General features: G+C 71.1%; 14 protein-coding genes and 2 pseudogenes. 6 read left to right on the top strand and 10 right to left on the bottom strand.

Going from position 1 to position 16,392, the window contains the following annotated elements; translation table 11 throughout:
• Window positions 1-13: 13 nt before the first annotated feature.
• On the bottom strand, window positions 14-889 hold the full coding sequence (locus AMK33_RS26155; RefSeq protein WP_073935420.1) for a helix-turn-helix domain-containing protein: 876 nt from the start codon (window positions 887-889) through the stop codon (window positions 14-16).
• Window positions 890-1,315: 426 nt separating this feature from the next.
• Here AMK33_RS26155 and AMK33_RS26150 point away from each other — a divergent pair, with 426 nt between their 5' ends.
• Both AMK33_RS26150 and AMK33_RS26145 read left to right on the top strand, forming a co-directional pair.
• Window positions 1,316-1,744 carry an ATP-binding protein gene (locus AMK33_RS26150; protein WP_073935419.1) on the top strand — a complete coding sequence of 143 codons (429 nt, stop codon included), beginning with the start codon at window positions 1,316-1,318 and terminating at the stop codon, window positions 1,742-1,744.
• Between the two features lie 413 nt (window positions 1,745-2,157).
• A complete protein-coding gene (locus AMK33_RS26145; protein WP_079194965.1) occupies window positions 2,158-2,697 on the top strand; it encodes a GNAT family N-acetyltransferase in 540 nt (179 codons plus the stop codon).
• Window positions 2,698-2,998: 301 nt separating this feature from the next.
• Here the strand turns inward: AMK33_RS26145 and AMK33_RS26140 are convergent, their stop codons facing one another.
• Window positions 2,999-3,547 carry a TetR/AcrR family transcriptional regulator gene (locus AMK33_RS26140; RefSeq protein WP_073935417.1) on the bottom strand — a complete coding sequence of 183 codons (549 nt, stop codon included), beginning with the start codon at window positions 3,545-3,547 and terminating at the stop codon, window positions 2,999-3,001.
• A gap of 103 nt (window positions 3,548-3,650) precedes the next feature.
• Here AMK33_RS26140 and AMK33_RS26135 point away from each other — a divergent pair, with 103 nt between their 5' ends.
• Window positions 3,651-4,898, top strand: a complete 1,248-nt coding sequence (locus tag AMK33_RS26135; protein ID WP_383458863.1) for an MFS transporter — start codon at window positions 3,651-3,653, stop codon at window positions 4,896-4,898.
• 841 nt (window positions 4,899-5,739) lie between these two features.
• Here AMK33_RS26135 and AMK33_RS42500 read toward each other — a convergent pair.
• The 6 genes and pseudogenes from AMK33_RS42500 to AMK33_RS26110 all read right to left on the bottom strand — a co-directional run bounded on the left by AMK33_RS42500 (window position 5,740) and on the right by AMK33_RS26110 (window position 12,098).
• On the bottom strand, window positions 5,740-7,290 hold the full coding sequence (locus AMK33_RS42500) for a GDSL-type esterase/lipase family protein (protein WP_158075141.1): 1,551 nt from the start codon (window positions 7,288-7,290) through the stop codon (window positions 5,740-5,742).
• Between the two features lie 346 nt (window positions 7,291-7,636).
• Complete coding sequence (locus tag AMK33_RS26125) at window positions 7,637-9,637, bottom strand: rhamnogalacturonan lyase (protein WP_158075140.1); 2,001 nt, start codon at window positions 9,635-9,637, stop codon at window positions 7,637-7,639.
• A gap of 95 nt (window positions 9,638-9,732) precedes the next feature.
• A complete protein-coding gene (locus AMK33_RS44050; protein ID WP_443030929.1) occupies window positions 9,733-10,335 on the bottom strand; it encodes a transposase in 603 nt (200 codons plus the stop codon).
• Between the two features lie 52 nt (window positions 10,336-10,387).
• A pseudogene (locus AMK33_RS44045) lies at window positions 10,388-10,495 on the bottom strand (cation transporter); the annotation flags it as partial.
• Window positions 10,489-11,376 (bottom strand): class I SAM-dependent methyltransferase, encoded by an 888-nt coding sequence (locus AMK33_RS26115; RefSeq protein ID WP_073935415.1) that lies wholly within the window; start codon window positions 11,374-11,376, stop codon window positions 10,489-10,491. The pseudogene AMK33_RS44045 and the gene AMK33_RS26115, both read right to left, overlap by 7 nt.
• Window positions 11,377-11,504: 128 nt before the next feature.
• Window positions 11,505-12,098, bottom strand: coding sequence for a helix-turn-helix domain-containing protein (locus AMK33_RS26110; protein WP_201263085.1), 594 nt, complete (start codon window positions 12,096-12,098; stop codon window positions 11,505-11,507).
• A gap of 95 nt (window positions 12,099-12,193) precedes the next feature.
• Here AMK33_RS26110 and AMK33_RS26105 point away from each other — a divergent pair, with 95 nt between their 5' ends.
• Both AMK33_RS26105 and AMK33_RS26100 read left to right on the top strand, forming a co-directional pair.
• Window positions 12,194-13,207, top strand: a complete 1,014-nt coding sequence (locus AMK33_RS26105) for an NAD(P)/FAD-dependent oxidoreductase (protein ID WP_073935414.1) — start codon at window positions 12,194-12,196, stop codon at window positions 13,205-13,207.
• 133 nt (window positions 13,208-13,340) lie between these two features.
• Complete coding sequence (locus AMK33_RS26100; protein WP_073935413.1) at window positions 13,341-14,933, top strand: MFS transporter; 1,593 nt, start codon at window positions 13,341-13,343, stop codon at window positions 14,931-14,933.
• Window positions 14,934-15,385: 452 nt separating this feature from the next.
• Here the strand turns inward: AMK33_RS26100 and AMK33_RS42970 are convergent, their stop codons facing one another.
• Window positions 15,386-15,718 carry a 3'-5' exonuclease gene (locus AMK33_RS42970; RefSeq protein ID WP_167748592.1) on the bottom strand — a complete coding sequence of 111 codons (333 nt, stop codon included), beginning with the start codon at window positions 15,716-15,718 and terminating at the stop codon, window positions 15,386-15,388.
• Between the two features lie 131 nt (window positions 15,719-15,849).
• Between AMK33_RS42970 and AMK33_RS44040 the strand changes: the two genes are divergently transcribed.
• A complete protein-coding gene (locus AMK33_RS44040) occupies window positions 15,850-16,014 on the top strand; it encodes a hypothetical protein (RefSeq protein ID WP_235618204.1) in 165 nt (54 codons plus the stop codon).
• A 165-nt stretch (window positions 16,015-16,179) separates the two neighbouring features.
• On the opposite strand, the pseudogene AMK33_RS44035 reads toward AMK33_RS44040, so the two are convergent.
• Window positions 16,180-16,296 (bottom strand): annotated as a pseudogene (locus tag AMK33_RS44035) (IS5/IS1182 family transposase); the annotation flags it as partial.
• Window positions 16,297-16,392: the final 96 nt, after the last annotated feature.

Genomic DNA, 16,392 nt, shown 5'->3' with positions numbered 1-16,392 from the left:
TGGGCGGCGCCGGTCAGAGGTCCTTGCGGATCCGGTCGAGCACGGCCTCGGTCCTGGTCGTGGGCGCCGCCTGGGCGCCGGTCCGGTCGAGGGCCTCGCGGTACACCACGACGTCGTCGCCCTTGTCGAGATAGACGGCGCCGACCAGGCCGTTGAGGTAGACGACGTCGGGCAGTTCGCGGGCCCGGAACCGGAAGAGCTGGAAGGATCCGGCGCGCATGGCCGGGTGGGGGCCGCCGGCGAACGGCATGATCTGCAGCGTCACCTGCGGCAGGCGGTGCAGTTCGATGAGGTGGCCGATCTGGGCCCGCATCACGTCCGGACCCCCGACCGGCCAGCGGAGCACCGTCTCGTCCATCACCACCCACACCCGCGGTGGCGTCTCGCGGCCGAGCAGTTCCTGGCGACGCATCCGCAGGGCGATCCGGCGCTCGGTGGCCTCGGCCGGGGCGTGCGGGTTGCCGGCGCTCAGCAGGGCGCGGGCGTACGCCTCCGTCTGCAGCAGCCCGTGGACGAACTGGCTCTCGTAGGCGCGGATCTGCAGGGCGGCCTGTTCCAGGCTGAGATAGGCGGCGAACCAGTCCGGCATGACATCGCGGTAGGTGTGCCACCAGCCCCGCTTGTTGGCCTCACGGGCCGACTTCAGGAAGGTGTCGATCTCCTGCTGGTCGGTCACGCCGTAGACGCGGAGCAGCTTCTCGGCGTCGGCGAGTCTGAGCCGGGCCACCTTGGCGGCTTCCATCCGGCGGATCGTGGAGTGGCTGACCCCGATGGCGGCGCCCGCCTCCTCGTAGGTCAGACCGGCCCGGCCGCGTAACTCCTCGAGCTGTCTGCCGAGAATCATGCGCAGGACGGAAGGGGCACCGCCCCAGTCGGTCTCCGCGGTCACGCCGTGCCCCCCTCATGTCGGGTGTTCCGGGCTCACCGTCTCATGCGATCGTCCGGTACGGACACGTTCGATCACCCGGCGACGGAAGCAGCATGCACTCGGCCAGTTGCAATTTTCAACTTGCTGGTTGCGAGCCGCCGTTGGCGGGTGCCAGAGTGTTCGCACCGCTCCCCGGCCCGCTGAAGGGCCGTACCGGACCGGCCGGTTGACCGCGGCCGGTGCATGACGGACCCCGGTGCGCAGGCAGACGAAAGGCACACGGAGATGGCTCGGCTCCCCTTACCCAGGCCGCCGCACCACGCCGGGCACGGGCCCTCCTCCCCCGGACCGCCCGGAGGCGAGCCGACGGCTCCGCTCCCCCAGCCGGACGGCCCCGGCCGTCTCGCCTCCGGGCCCCACAGGGTCGGACACCGCGCGGAGACCCGCGTGTTCGACCTGCCGGCGACCCCCGCCTCGGTCCGTGCCGCCCGTAACGGCGTGCGGGACCTGCTCACCGCGCGGGGCGTCGCCGGCGAGGTGTGCGACAACGCTGTTGTCGTGGCCTCGGAGCTCCTCACCAACGCACTCACCCACGCGGCCGGCGAACGGATCGTCTGCCGGCTGCACGTACTGGCGGACCGGATCCGCGTCGAGGTCGAGGACCAGGCCCGCGGCCCGGCACTGCCCATGCTCCGCCGCCCCGGCCCCGACGACCAGAACGGACGCGGGCTGCTCCTGGTCGACGTGCTGAGCAGCGACTGGGCGGTCACCCGCGCCCCGGGCCGGGCCGGACGTGTCGTCTGGGCCGAACTGCCCACCGGGCAGCGGGCCTCGGCCACGACACCGGGCGGCCCGGGTTCCCCCGCGGGACGGTGACCGCATCGAGTGGGACGGGGCCGTTCCTCAAGGCGTGCGGGCATCCGCGGTCGCGGTGGCCGAGAGGCGGGTGGAGCGGGTCCCGGACCACGGGGTGACGCGGTCCGGTGAGTGTGCCGCGGAGCGGAAGACCGGCGCGGCCTGAGTCCGGCCTCGGTGCGGTACCCGGGCTCCCCGCCACGCCACCCCCAAGACGCCTCACGGCCGTTCCCGCACTGCTGCCTCGACACCCGATGGCAGCGGATCGAGAAGGCCGGCCAAGTCGACGTCACCTTCGAGACCACCGACACCTCGTGCCCGGCACCCTCGGCACGAACGAGATGGTGCGCGATTGAGGTCGCGGGGGGATCGGGCAGGCCGGTTCCAGTTGCCCATCCGGCTGTTCGGAGCAGACGGACTGAGATACTCCGGCCATGGATGCCGGGGTGACGGGGAACGGGACGCGACCGGACGTGGCGGCGCCTGCGGGGAGCGTGCCGGCGCACGCCTCGGGCTGGGTGCCGCGTCCTGCGGTGGCAGCGGACGTCGAGGTGATCGCGGAGTTGCGGGCCACGGTCATGCGCGCGGATCTGGAGCGCCTCGGGCGTTACGACGAGCACCGGGTACGGCAGCGGCTGCGGGACTCCTTCTCCCCGCAGTACACGTCGGTCATCATGCTCGACCGTGAACTCGCGGGATGCGTCACGGTCCGGCCCGCCGGAGACAGACAGTGGCTGGAGCACTTCTACGTCGTTCCGCGCTGTCAGGGCCGGGGGCTCGGGTCCGCCGTGCTGCGCACGGTGCTGGAGCGGACCGACGCGCAGGGCCTGACCGTGGGTCTGAACGTCTTGCAGGGCAGTGCTGCCCGCCGGCTCTACGAGCGTCACGGATTCGTCGTGGAAGCCGAGGATCCGATCGACGTCTTCATGATGCGCCCGCCGGGGGCGACGGCCGGCACCGCGGCGAAGGCCTGACCCGTGACGCGCGACGGCCTTGCCCCCTCCTGCCTCCTGTGGCGTCTCCCGTGCGCATTTCGGCGATTCGCTCGAGGAGTCGGCAGCCCCGTGGCCGGCTCGGTGCGAGTCGGCACCGCGTGAGCGGCGAGGTGCCGCGCGGTGGCGGGAGGCCGGTGCCGGACCGGAGGACGACCCGGTCTTCGCCGGCCGGGTGCCGGTCACCCTGGTGCGTCCGCGCACCGGGCTCCCGCACGCCGCTCCGGCCGTGCCGTCAGGCCGGCACTCCACACCACGGCCTCGATCGCGGACCGGGTCGTCATCAGGTGCTGACCGCCCGCACGATCGCGGCGACGTCCTGACGGCTCATGGGTTCGGCGTCCATGGAGTTGTGGATGCTGAGCCCTTCCACCAGCGCGTCCAGGGCCCGGGCCGTCCTGGCGTCGAAGTGCCGGCTCAACGACGTGCGGCTGGCCCTCATCCAGGACCGCATGACGTCGAGCAGCGCGGGGTTGCGGGAGGCGAAGGCGTACAGCTCGTAGCTGAGCACCAGTTCCCGGGGGCTGCCCCAGAGCGTGCCGCAGATGATCTCCACCACGGCGGCGCGCGCTTCCTCCACGGTCTCGGCCGCCTCCAGCGGCTCGCGGTAGCGGGCGGACATCGATTCCGCGAGCCGGGTGAAAGCCTCGACGAGCAGCTGCTGCCTGCCCTCGAAGTAGTACGTCATCGATCCCAGGGAGACGCCCGCGGCCTCGGCGATGCGCCGGTGCGTGGCGCCCGTGACCCCGTGCTCGGCGATCACGTCGAGGGCCGCCTCGACGATGCGGTCCCGGCGCCCCGGATCGTTGGGCCCGCGCGAGCTGCCCGACATGGGTGTCCCCTTCCTTCACTTCCCCACGGACATGTACGTTTGTACATACTCATTCCGTGGGCGGTCACGTCCCCGGCTGCCTCACGTCTGGATCGAGCCCGCAGTGATAGACCTGGCCACACGCCGCCGCCGCACGGCATTGTTCCTCTTCTTCCTCATGCCCGGCCTGTCGATCTCCTCCTGGGTGACACGCACACCCGACATCAGGGACCAACTGGGCGCCTCGACCGCGCAGATGGGGATCGTCCTGTTCGGTCTCTCCGTCGGTTCGATGCTCGGCGTCCTCGGCTCCGGGGCGCTGGTGGCGAGGTTCGGGACCCGGCCGGTCATGGGTACGGGAACCGCGCTCGTCATCCTCAGCATGGCGGTGATCGGCTGCGGAGCGCTGTGGTCGTCCGCGCCGGCCGTCATGGCGGGGCTTTTCCTCTTCGGTGCCGGCATGGGCGGCGGTGAGGTGGCGGTCAACATCGACGGCGCCGAGGTCGAGCAGATCACCGGCCGTACGGTCCTGCCCACGCTGCACGGCTTCTTCAGTCTAGGAACGGTCGTGGGAGCCTCGCTCGGCATCCTGTGCACCGCCGTCGGCTTCCCCGTGCACTGGCACCTGGCAGCCGTCGCCGCCGTCACCGCCGCCACCTTCGCCCACGCCCTGCGGGCCATCCCCCACGGCGTCGGCCGGACCCGCGACAACAAGCAGACCGGCGGCGGGGCAAAGCCTCACCGGCCCGCGGTCTGGAAGGACCGGCGCCTGCTGCTGATCGGCGGGATCGTGCTGACCATGGCCCTGGCCGAAGGGGCGGCCAACGACTGGCTGCCCCTGCTCATGGTCGACGGGCACGACATGGACCCCGCCCTGGGATCAGCCGTCTACGCGGGCTTCGCCGCCGCCATGGCGATCGGCCGCTTCGGCGGCGGATTCTTCATCGACCGCTTCGGCCGCGCCCCCGTCGTCCGCGCCAGCGCGGTCTCCGCCGCACTCGGCCTGGCCGTCGTCATCTTCGCCGACAACGCCTTCCTCGCCGGAGCTGCCGTGCTCCTGTGGGGACTGGGGGCATCCCTCGGATTCCCCCTCGCCCTCTCCGCGGCCGGCGACTCCGGGCCCGACTCGGCCGCCCGCGTCAGCCTCGTGGCGATGATCGGCTACGTCGCCTTCCTCGTGGGACCTCCCGGTCTGGGCTTCCTCGGCGACCACTACGGCCTGCGCACCGCGATGACCGCCGTCCTGGCCTTCGTCGCCGTGGCGATCTTCCTCGCCCCCGCCGTCGGCACCCGCCGCACGACACTGACCGCCGCCGCTCCGGTCCCCCGGCCGGCAACGACGGACGAGCACCTCGGACGCCCCGGTCCCTGACCTCCGGCCCACGACCTGGTCCCCACCGGAACGATCGGCCCGGCCCGTCGGACTTCCGTCGGGCGCGTCCCACCACGCAGCCGGAGGAAGCGCACCGGATGCCGATGAACCTGACTCTGTCGGGGCGCAGCACACTGCCAGGAGGCAGGGGCACGGGCACATGAGGTGAGGGAGCCCGGCACCCGGAAAAGTCGCCCCCACCACTCCATGGCAGGCGCTGACCGGCCGGGTGCGGGCGCTCGGCTCGAAGGGACGCGCCGACGCAGCCGCCGTTCTCCGGGCCGCAACGTGCCAGGGCCTACGCCCCGAAGGGCGGATCGCCACGTTGCACGTCGTAGGCGCGGAGTCTGCCGCACATGCCGAATCGCTTCACGCCCGAGCTGGGGCGGGCTCGGCCGTCGCCGCACGGTGACCGCCGGACTCGCCCCGCCCGGGACGACGGGGGCAGGGCCCATGGGCCGGCCCGGCCTCGGACCGCACCACGCGAAGGGGCACGGGCGTCCGCCTCGACGGCCAGGACGCGATGCCCGACGGCCTCGTGGCGACAGGCATGGACGTCGTGCTCGGCAACGGGTACGGGAACGTCAACGGCCCGCACAGGGACGGCACCAGCCGGTACGGCGCGCCGAGCGCCACCGTCGGGCGCGCCACCGCCGGACGCCGGCTCCCCGAGCGCACCCGTGCTCTGCTCCGTTCGCGTGCGGAGGAGGGGGTCACCGTGGTGCCCCCTCCCGAACAGCTCGCCGGAGAGTGGCACCGCACCGCGCGTGGGCTCCGGGTTCTGGGCGTGGCCGGCGGCGAGCACCCCCACCAGGCTGAGCGACGTCCCCGGGCAGGGCGACTAGGACAGGTCGCCGATCCTCGTGAGTTCCAGGCCGTTGAGGTGGGCCGTCTGGCCGGAGACCACGATGTCGAGCCGCCCGTCGTTCACCACGACGTCGCCGAAGGTGTGCTTGACCACGGAGCGGCTGCCGGCGAGTCCGCCACGGTCCTGGCCCTCGACGGACAGGTTCGTCCGCGCCGAGCCGAGCAGGTCACCGACATGTGCGGTGACCGCGTACACGCCGTCGGGAACGTCCGCGGAGAACTCGTACTGCCCGCCGAACAGTGCCACGAAGTCCCGCTGCAGGGCGTCCAGGGCGCTGCCGCGGTCGCGGCTGATCATGCCGGTGGTGTCGGTGAAGCCGTAACCGCGTTCGGCGGTGCGGAGCGTCTGCGGGGTGACCTCGGTGAACCCCTCGTGCACCGGGCTGCCGGCCGGGCCGAAGTCGTACCGTTGGTCGGGCACCCGGGTGGTGATCCGCAGCTTGCGCGAAGGTGCCGACTCGCCCGCGCCGTTGACGGCGGTCACCCTCAGCTCGTACGTGGTTCCCTCCGCCAGACCGGATATGTCGGCCAGGGGGACGGTGGAGGTCGTCGCCAGGGTGAACTCGGCGCCCTCGACGTCCTTCTCCCTCTTGTGGATCCGGTAGATGTCGGCACCCCGGACCGCCTTCCAGGTCAGCCGTGCTCCCTCGTTGGTCACGGTCTGCGCCTTCAGGGCAGTCGGCCGCTTCGGGGCTCTGGTGGGCGGCAGGGCGTTGACGACGTGCCGCGCCAGTGGCGTGTCCAGCCCGGAGACGTCCTGGGCGACCAGCCGGGCCATCTGGATCGCGCCGTACTCCTGGAAGTGGGTGTCGTCCGCCGTGCCGTTGGGGCGGTTCGGGTACACACCGGCCGGGACGTGCAGGAAGACGGACTTCGCTTCTTCCGGGCCGATCGTGTCGAGGTAGGCGCGGCTGGAGGCCGAGAGGTCGACCAGCGGTACGTTCTCCTCGGCGGCCACCTCCGTGGCCGCCTCGACGTACTCGGGGAAGGAGACGTTGAACTCGCCCGTCGTGCTGTTGTAGGAGCGTCGCGAGACGGGCGTGACGACGACGGGAACGGCGCCGCGTTCCCGCGCGCCGCCGATGTAGTCGGTGCGGAGGAACTCCTTGTACTCCTCGGGCGAGGTGTAGCGCTCGGGGATGTTGACGGAGGCGTCGTTGTGGCCGAACTGGACGAAGAGGTAGTCGCCCGGCTCGATCTTGTCCAGGATCGCGTCGAGCCGTCCCTGCTCGACGAAGGTGCGTGAGCTCCGGCCGCCGATGGCGTGGTTCTCCACCGTCACGTCGTCGGACAGATAGCGGTCGATCACCTGGCCCCAGCCCGCCTGGGGAACCCAGTAGGGATCATAGCTCTGCACCGTGGAGTCACCGGCGAGGTAGACCATGATTCCGTCGTCCGTCAGGGCTGAGGCGGGGGGCGCCTGCAGCCCGGCCGCCGCGCATGCCGCGGTGGCCAGCACGGCGAGTGCCGCCATGCGTCCGGGCCGTCCGTGTGATCCCCTCGGCGCGAGGGTGGTTCGCTTCATCAGTGACTCCTCTGTGGTGACGACGGGTTGCGCCCGAAGTGACCGCCGGTCGACGCGGACACGCTGTTCTCTCCCTCTGCGTGGACCAGGACATCGGTGACGGATCCTTGTGGCGGGTGGCGGAGGAAAGGGAGCGGTTTCCTTTTCACAGACGCGCGCGCCCGTCGCCTTTCGTTGATCCACAGGAACGCGGAGACGGACGCGGCAAGGCCATCGCGGCTCTCATCGCTCGACGGTGAGTCGCCGCGATCACTGCCGGCCGGTGGCACGGGCCGGATCCGGCGGCCGGGAGCCCGGCCGCCGGACGGCCGCTCAGCCGTGCGTCATGACATGTGACGCACGGGTGTCAGCGTGTGTAGCGGATGGCCGGCCGGGCCGGCCGCTTCATGTCCTCTCCGATGAAGTAGCCGGTCCACGGCGGCTGGTTGTAGGCCACGTTCTGCCAGGCCACCCCGAGGCGGTACTGCGGGTCGTGCATCAGGGTGCGCAGCCGCAGGTCCGTCTCGGCGGTCGTGGTGTGGACCCGGAGCGCCGACTCGTCCTGGGCGCGGTAGATCACCTCTTCGCGCCAGTCCCCGTACAGGTCGGCCTGGAGCACGGGGTTGCCCTTGGTCCAGTTGTTGGTGTACACGCCCTCGGGCTGGAAGACGGTGTTCTGGGTGCCGGTCTCCCCGTCCCACTTGGCGACGTACGGCCGGCCCGCCGGGTCGGTCGACTCGTCGAAGTCGTGGTCGAGGATCTCCCGCAGGGGGTCGCCGTCCCACCAGATCATGTGGTTGGCCGACGGGATGGACGTGCCGAGCAGCGTGCCGTCGGCCGCCCTCAGTTCGCCCTCGCGCGAGTTCCAGGCGCCGGTCGCGGTGACCGCCCAGGCCTCCGCGCCCGGGTGGGTGGGATCGATGTCACCGGCCGCCGCGCGTCCGATGTCCCTGGTCGCGGGCATGCCGTAGAGGATCTCGCCGGTGGCCGCGTCCCGGAACGTCGCCCCGCGGTTGCCGGAGGCCGCCATCGACTCGTGGGCGGCGAAGACCTCCAGGCCGGGGCGGCTCGGGTCGAGGTCGGATACGTGCAGGGAATCGCCGTGGCCCAGCTCCGTGTTGTACAGCGGCGATCCGTCGTCGTCCACGGTGAGTGAGCCGTAGACGATCTCGTCCTTCGCGTCGCCGTCCACGTCCGCGACCGACAGGTTGTGGTTGCCCTGGCCCTTGTACTCGGCGCCCAGGTCGTCGGAGTCGAACGCCCAGCGCCGGGTCAGCCGTTCGCCGTCGAAGTCGAAGGCGGTGAGGGTGGTGCGGGTGTAGTAGCCGCGGGCGAAGACGACCGAGGGGTGTTCGCCGTCCAGGTAGGCGACTCCGGCGAGGAAGCGGTCGACGCGGTTGCCGTAGCAGTCGCCCCAGCCGCAGGTGTCGCCCCGCCCCGGGACGTAGTCCACGGTGTCGACGGCCGCACCGGTCCTGCCGTCGAAGACCGTCAGGTACTCCGGGCCGGTCAGCACGTAGCCGCTGCTGTTGCGGTGGTCGGCCGCCGGGTCGCCGATCATGGCGCCGGTGCCGTCCACCGTGCCGTCGGCCGTCTTCACGGTGACCTCGGACCGGCCGTCACCGTCGAGGTCGTAGACCATCAACTGGGTGTAGTGCGCACCGGCACGGATGTTGCGGCCCAGGTCGATGCGCCACAACTGCTCGCCGTCCAGGGTGTACGCGTCGAGGTAGACGTTCCCGGTGTAGCCGCTGCGGGAGTTGTCCCGGGAATTGCTCGGGTCCCACTTCTGGACGATCTCGTACCGGCCGTCACCGTCGAGGTCGCCGACGCTCGCGTCGTTGAGGTGGTAGGTGTACGACTCTCCGGCCGGTGTGACGCCGCCGGCGGGCCGGTTGACCGGGATCTCCCGGTACTGCTGGGACCAGACGCCGAACCTGTCGGTGCGCTCGGTGACCCGGCTGCCGCGCAGGACCGCGACCTGGTAGACCGAGTCGGCGGTGCCGCGTGGGTCGGTGAGGCTGGTCGCGCCGCGGACCGGGGTGCGGGTGATGCGGCGGCCGTCCCGGTAGACGTGGAAGGCGACGTTCTCCGGGTCCAGGCCGAGCATCCGCCAGCCGACGAAGACCCCGCCCTCGGTCCGCACGGCGACCGGCGCCCGGTCGAGGTTCTCCATCTGGCGCAGCGGGCGGTCGGGCCGCTTGCTCTCGGAGGCGGAGGCGGGGCCGGCGAACACGCCGGCGACGAGGGCCAGGACCGTGAGGCAGACGGCGGCCGGACGGAAGCGGGACCGGCCGGTTGCTGTGACGGTGGTACTCCTGGCGCGTCTGATGTGCCCAGTACCGGAAATGACGGCTTTCCTGCCCATCCGGGGCTCCTTTGCTCGTCGGACGAGGGGTCTCGCAGGAGGTGAATCGATTCAACGACCGGCCGTCCGAGTCTGCCGATGACCGATCGGCAGGGTCAACCCACGCGTTCATGCGGGTAGTTTCGAAACATTGCGCGTCGGAATCGGGTGTCCGACGTCGCCGTGCGGCCTTGTGCGACGGCGTTCGACCACCCGGCCGCTGCCTTGCTCCACACCTGTCCGCCGCGTGAGGGTGCCGGCCCGCTCACGGCGCCGTGCGGAACGTGTGCGTGCCGCCTGGGACGGTACGCGCCGTGCCGTCGGGGAGGACCACGTCGGCTTCGACACCTCCGGGGACTTCGACATGGATCTCGATGCCGGAGTCGGTGCGCCGCCACCCGGACTCGACCTGTCCGTGGCCGCTGCACGACTTCCACACCGATCCCCGGATCGGCGCCGTGGTTGAGGATGCCGCTCCGGCAGCCACCGTCGGCCCAGACCTTCGACACGGTGGGGTGGGCTGCCGCCAGGTCGTCGAGCAGGAGCTTGCCGCCGGTGGTGTCGTGCACGGACGCGGCGGTGACCAGCACGGCCAGGACCAGGCCGAGGGTGTCGGTGATGACGTGCCGCTTGCGTCCCTTGGTCTTCTTGCCGGCGGCGATGCCCCGACTGGTCTCGGCCACATTCGCCGAGGTCTTCACGCTCTGCGCGTCGATCACGGCCAGGGTCTGTCAAACGTTCGGGTCTGTCTCACAGTCCCTCAGTGTGGTTCCTCTCCCGTGCCTCGCGGACGACGTGGTCGGCCGCAGAGAACTGCCGGGCGACCGCGGCGGCGGAGGAGACCTCGATGACGGAATCCAGGCCGAAGCCGATCAGGGAGTTCGGGGTCGGGTGCGGCGGGCGGCCCAGACGGTGCGCTCGGTGCGTACCGTCAGGTCGTCGCGGCGCAGGATGCTGTGCGGGCTGCTGGTGTCGAGGAGCTGGTCGAGCGCGCCGAGATCCTCGGGGGAGAGTCTTTCGGCGATGGCGCTGCGGATGCGCTGCAGGACGCCGGTGGCGTAGCGGCCGATCGCTTCGCTGCGCGAGCCTTCGATGTTCACGGCGATGGTGCGTTCGCCCTCGACTGTGAAGCCGGCGGCGGCCAGCATCGGGCCCCAGTCGGCGCCGCGGTGGGGCATGTGCTCGGCTTGGAGGCGGTCGGCTGCGGCGTGAACGCGCTCTTCCAGGCCGGGCAGGTCCTTGGGGGCGTCTTCGGGCAGGAAGCGGGGGTGACCGGCCAGTTCGACGACGGCGAACAAGCCGCCGGGGGCGAGCGCGTCGTGGACGGTGCGCAGTGCGCGGTCGGGGTGGACCATGTGGTGCATCGAGGCCGACGCCCATACCAGGTCCGGTGAGCCGAGGCCGGGCCAGGCTGCTTCGTCGAGGTCGGCCTGCACCGTGCGCACGCGCTCCTGGACGCCGCGGGCGCACGCCTTGGTGTGCAGGCGCTGGAGGTGTTCGGCGGAGGCGTCGACGGCGGTGACGTGCGCGTCGGGGAAGCGGTCGAGGAGGGCGAAGGTGCCCGCGCCCGTGCCACAGCCCAGATCCACGATGTGGTGCGGGGCGGTCCGCAGCGGCAGCCAAGCGGTGATGGACGCGGTGTGCTCGGCGAGGACCTCGGCGTCCAGGTCGAGGATCTCCACTTGGCCGTCGGTTCCGTGTCCACGGTGGTGACCGTGCAGAGCGCCGTGGCGGGGGGTGTGCGGATGTCCTTGGTTCATGCTCTCGACACTAAGACTGCTATGCGCATGTGGCACGAACCCTTCCGGTTTACGCAAGACGATGGTCGGGGTTGCTGCCCGACGCGCAAGAGGTCACCACTACGCATGCCGTCGCGCGGCCCGCGCCGTCATTCGGGAGCGCCCTGAGCGGCCTCGCCGTCGCCGTCGCGCTGGTGGCCGCGGCGGGCGTCGCGGTCGAAGATGCCGAGGATCTCGCAGGGCCCGCCTTCGGCGCCGATGGCGTGCGGCATCATCGTGGGGAACTCGGCCGCCTGGTTGGTCTCGAGGCGGAAGCGGCGGTGGCCGAGCATGAGGATCGCCGTGCCGGACAGGACGACGAGCCATTCGTGCCCTGGATGGGCGCGCATGCGCGCCGGGTTCTCGGGGGGCGGTTCGGTCATGCGCTGGCGCACCACGCTCATTCCGGGGTCCGCCTTGACGGTCCAGCGCATCCGGCCGTGAGTGCTGTCGATCGTCGGACTGGCGACGACGTCGTCGGTGGCGGTCTCCACGAGTTGATCCAGCGTGGTGTCCAGGGCGCGGGCGAGAGTGACCAGCTGATCCAGTGCGAGGCGGCGTCGGCCGTTCTCGATGCGGCTCAGCGAGGACTGGCTGAGGTGGGCGCGGGTGGCCAACTCCTCCAGGGACCAGCCCTGCGCCACCCGCAAGGCACGGATGCGTTTGCGTACGAGGCTGTCCAGATCTCCATCTTCTTGCGTCATACGCAACATCATATGCCTTCAGAGCAAAATCGGCTTGGCTTCATGTGTGGACGGTCCGAGGAGATGGGGCCGCACATGAGGAAAGGCAGGAGGCCATGGCTGTGACGACTTCTCCGTACGTGAGCGACGCACTGCCCAGTGGAACCGTCGACGCGGTGGTGACCGGCGGGGGCGCCGCGGGTCTGAACGGTGCGCTGATGCTCGCCCGCTCCCGCCGCTCGGTCGTCGTGATCGACAGCGGCTCCCCGCGCAACGCGCCGGCAGAGCCCATGCACGGCTTCGTCGTCCTGGACGGCGCCCCGCCCCCCGAGATCCTTCGGCGAGGACGGGAGCAGGTGCGCCAGTACGGCGGGCGCGTGGTCTTCGGGGAGGTGGCCTCGGCCGAGCCCGTCGCCCTGTCGGCTGACGAGGATCTGCGTTTCACCATCACCCTGGCCGACGGCCGGAGCGTGACCGCGCGCCGGGTCCTGGTGGCCACCTGCCTGCGGGATGTGCTGCCCGAGGTCCCCGACCTCACCGAGCACTGCGGACACAGTGTGGTGCACTGCCCGTACCGCCGTGGCTGGGAAGTGCGCGACGAGCCCATCGGCATCCTCACCACCAGCCCGGCCTCCGTCCACCACGCGCTCCTCTTCCGCCAGCTGACCGAGGACCTGACCTACTTCACCCACGGCACTTCTCTGGATGAGGGCACCCGTACCCGGTTCACCGCCCGCGGCATCCGTGTCATCGACACCCCGGTGCAGGAGATCGTCAACGCCGAGGACGGCGCCCTCGCCGGGGTGCGCCTGGCCGACGGCCAGGTCGTGGCCCGCCGCGTGCTCGCAATCGCCACGCAGATGCAGGCCCGTACCGAAGGTCTGGACGGCCTGAAGCTGCCGATGGAAGACCTGCCTGACGACATGGGCCGCCGCTTCGCCTCCGGCATGGCTGGCACCACCGAGGTGCCGGGCGTGTGGGTGGCCGGCAACGCGACCGACCTCGCCGCCCAGGTCGGCGCCTCCGCCGCAGCCGGCTCCCTGGCCGGCTCCCACATCAACGCCCCGCTGGCCGCTGCGGACACCGACGCGGCCTTCGCCGCAGCCCAGGGACCGAACCCCACCGCCTGACGTCCCGGCACAGCACCGGCCCACCGTTCGACCACCCGGCACTGCGCGCGGCGCTCGGGCCCCGTCCACCCCTTCGCTCAGCGACCGGCCCTGTTCCGGCGCTGACTCGGCATGCCCATCTTGAGAGGAATCCATGAGTACGAACCAGCCCGTACCGGCCGCGCAGGCCGCTGGCCGGGGTACCCCCGACGCGCGTCAACTGCGCAAAATCCTGATCACCGTCTCCATCGCCCTGATGGCGGTCATCGCCTCGGTGACCGGGCTGAACGTCGCGCAGACCCACATGGCCGTGGAATTCGGCGCCTCCCAGAACACGGTCCTGTGGATCATCAACATCTACACCCTCGCCCTGGCCGCGCTGCTGCTGCCACTCGGTGCCCTGGGTGACCGCCTGGGCCGCAAGCCCGTGCTCATCGCCGGCCTGGGAGTCTTCGGCATCGCCACCGTGGTCGCCGCCCTGGCCCCCACAGCGGAGGTGATGCTCGCCGCCCGCGTGGTCAGCGGCATCGGCGCCGCCATGATCATGCCGGTCACGCTTGCCGTCATCACCTCCACCTTCCCCGAGGAGCAGCGCGGCAAGGCGATCGGCGTGTGGACCGGCGTCGCCGGGGGAGGCGGGATCCTGGGCATGTTCCTCGCCGCGCTCCTGGTCGACGTCGCCGACTGGCGCTGGCTGTTCGTCCTGCCGGCGGTCCTGGTCCTCGTGGCCCTGGCCATGACCTTGAAGTCGGTTCCCGACTCCCGCGAGACCTCGGCCCACCGGTTCGACACCGTCGGCGCCCTGGTCTCCGTGATCGCCGTGACCGGCCTCATCTTCGTCCTGCAGGAAGGTCCCGAACGCGGCTGGACCGCGCCCGCGACGCTGATCGGCCTGACCGTCGGTCTCGTCGCTGCCATCGGCTTCGTGGCCTGGGAGTTGCACCGCCGCGACGCCTCCCTGCTGGACGTGCGGCTGTTCCGGGAGCGTGGACTGTCGGGCGGCTCGATCACGCTGCTGGTGGTCTTCGGTGTCCAGGCGGGCATCGGCGTGGTCCTCTTCCCGTTCTTCCAGGCCGTACTCGGCTGGTCGGGTCTGCTGTCCACGGTCGCGATGATGCCCATGGCCCTCGCGATGATGACGGCCTCCGGCCTGGCCCCCGGGCTGGCCGCAGGGATCGGCGCCCGCTCGACCATGGTCGTGGGTATCGCCCTGGCCGGGGCCGGCATGGCGCTCATGGCACTATTCGTCTCGGTCGGCGGCGGCTACCTCTCTGTCCTGCCCGGCCTGCTCGCCATGGGCGTCGGCATGGGCCTGTCGATGACCCCGTCCACGGAGGCCATCACCGCCTCCCTGCCGCGTGAGAAGCAGGGCGTCGCCTCCGCCCTCAACGACGTCACCCGCGAGTTCGGCACCGCACTCGGCGTCGCCCTGCTCGGCGCGCTCGTGTCCGCCGGCTACCGCAGCGCCATCGACGACAGGCTGCACGGCATCCCCCGAGATGCCGCGGACACCGCCCGGGACGGCGTCGCCAACGCCGTCGAGGCGGCGGGCAGCACCGGACCGCACGCATCAGACCTGCTCCACGCCGCCCGGCAGTCCTTCGTCGACGGCTGGCAGCAGGCCATGTGGGCAGGCGCCGCCATCATGTGCGCCCTACTCGTCCACATCGCCCTCCGCGGCCCCAGGAACACCACCTCCGCGGTCGCGGACGAGACAGACCCCGCCGAAACCGTCGCCGCCGGCTGACCGCACACGAACCGGGCGCACAGCAAGCAGACCGCTCCGCGGACACCGCGTCCGCCAGCCACTCGCCGGGGACCAGGAAGCCGCTGAACGCATCGAACTGCCCCTGCCCGAGACCGGAAGTGTGCCACGGCGCCGGCATTCGCCAGCCCACACCCGGCACAAAGCAGGAACTCGCCCAGCTCACCACTACACGGCTTGTGGTCGCTCCGGACCCTCCAAGACCGGAGCCGAGCCCACACCGCTGAGCGAGGGTCCCCGTCAGCTACGGCTAGTGAAGACGTACGTGATCCCGCAGACGGGGATACCGCAGGATCACATGCGCGGGGTAGCGCCCAGGGCTCTCATCGAAGTGCTCACTGCGTAGGACTTCCCAGGCATGGCTCGGCCGTCTGGACAGGGAGTGAGGTAACCGCCCTGGCTCTGGTGCCGTACGGCACCGGATTCCGACAGGCTCAGACCGGCAGGTACGGACTGGGCCTGTCGTGCCGGCTGACGGTCAGGGCGTCGCGAGCCCGGGTGGCAGCAACGAACAGCAAGGAGCGAACCCTGCGTTGCTCACGTTCGTAGCGGGCCGGGTCCTCGGTGCGACAGCGCTCGATGGCAGTGGTGCGCGGGATGATGCCGTCAGTGGCGCCGACGATCGCAAGGCGCTGGTGTTCGAGGCCCTTGAAACGGTGCATGGTGCCGACATGAACTCCGCCGTTGCTCTTGGATCCTTCCTTGGTGAGCTCCGCGCAGGTGATGCCCCCCTTGGTCTCCAGGTGACACATGGTCTGGCTGACCATGTTCCGGTCGACGACGCAGACGGCGATGCGGCCGCTGGGTCGCGGGAAGCACCGGTGTCGTCGGTGGAGAGCTCTTCGCGCCAGGTGCTGAAGCTTTGGTGGACCCGCGCCTTCTCGACAGTGCCGCCGGCGTGCTCGACGACCTGGTCCAGCAGAGCGAGGCCCGCGGCGTTGTCATGTGTGTTCGCAAATATGGCCTGGCCGAGGACGTCCACGGCCAGGCCATATTTGCGACCCGGTATCCGCTTGGCCGGATCCGGCCGGTCGGGGAAGCGGGGACCCCGGCGGCCGCGTGAACCCTCCGGGGCCGACACCACCAGGGTCGGGTCCCCTGATCGACGAGCCCTCTCCCTCGCCTGGCAGCGCAGAAGTTCATGGATCGCCTGGTCGGGTCCGTCGCCCCAGCGTGCGGCGAAGTGGTAGTACGTCGCGCCCTTCGGCGGCAGGTCGTGCGAGAGGTGGACCCACTGGCAGATGCGCCGGCCCTGGTAGGGGGTCGCGTCCACGATCTCCCGCATCGAGTACCTGCCCTGGTGACCGCTGACCGAACGATGCCGGTTCTTCCGCGCGGTGATCACTGGCTCGATCAGAGCCCACGGGTCACCCGACACCCACCCGGATACGGCATGCGTTCACTCACCTGGTCACATCATCACGTCCGCGACTACGGACCA

The sequence above is a fragment of the Streptomyces sp. CB02400 genome (genome assembly GCF_001905725.1).
GTDB lineage: Bacteria > Actinomycetota > Actinomycetes > Streptomycetales > Streptomycetaceae > Streptomyces > Streptomyces atrovirens.
The sequence above is the reverse complement of the archived record's forward strand: the minus strand, read 5'-3'. Positions and strand labels throughout refer to the sequence as shown.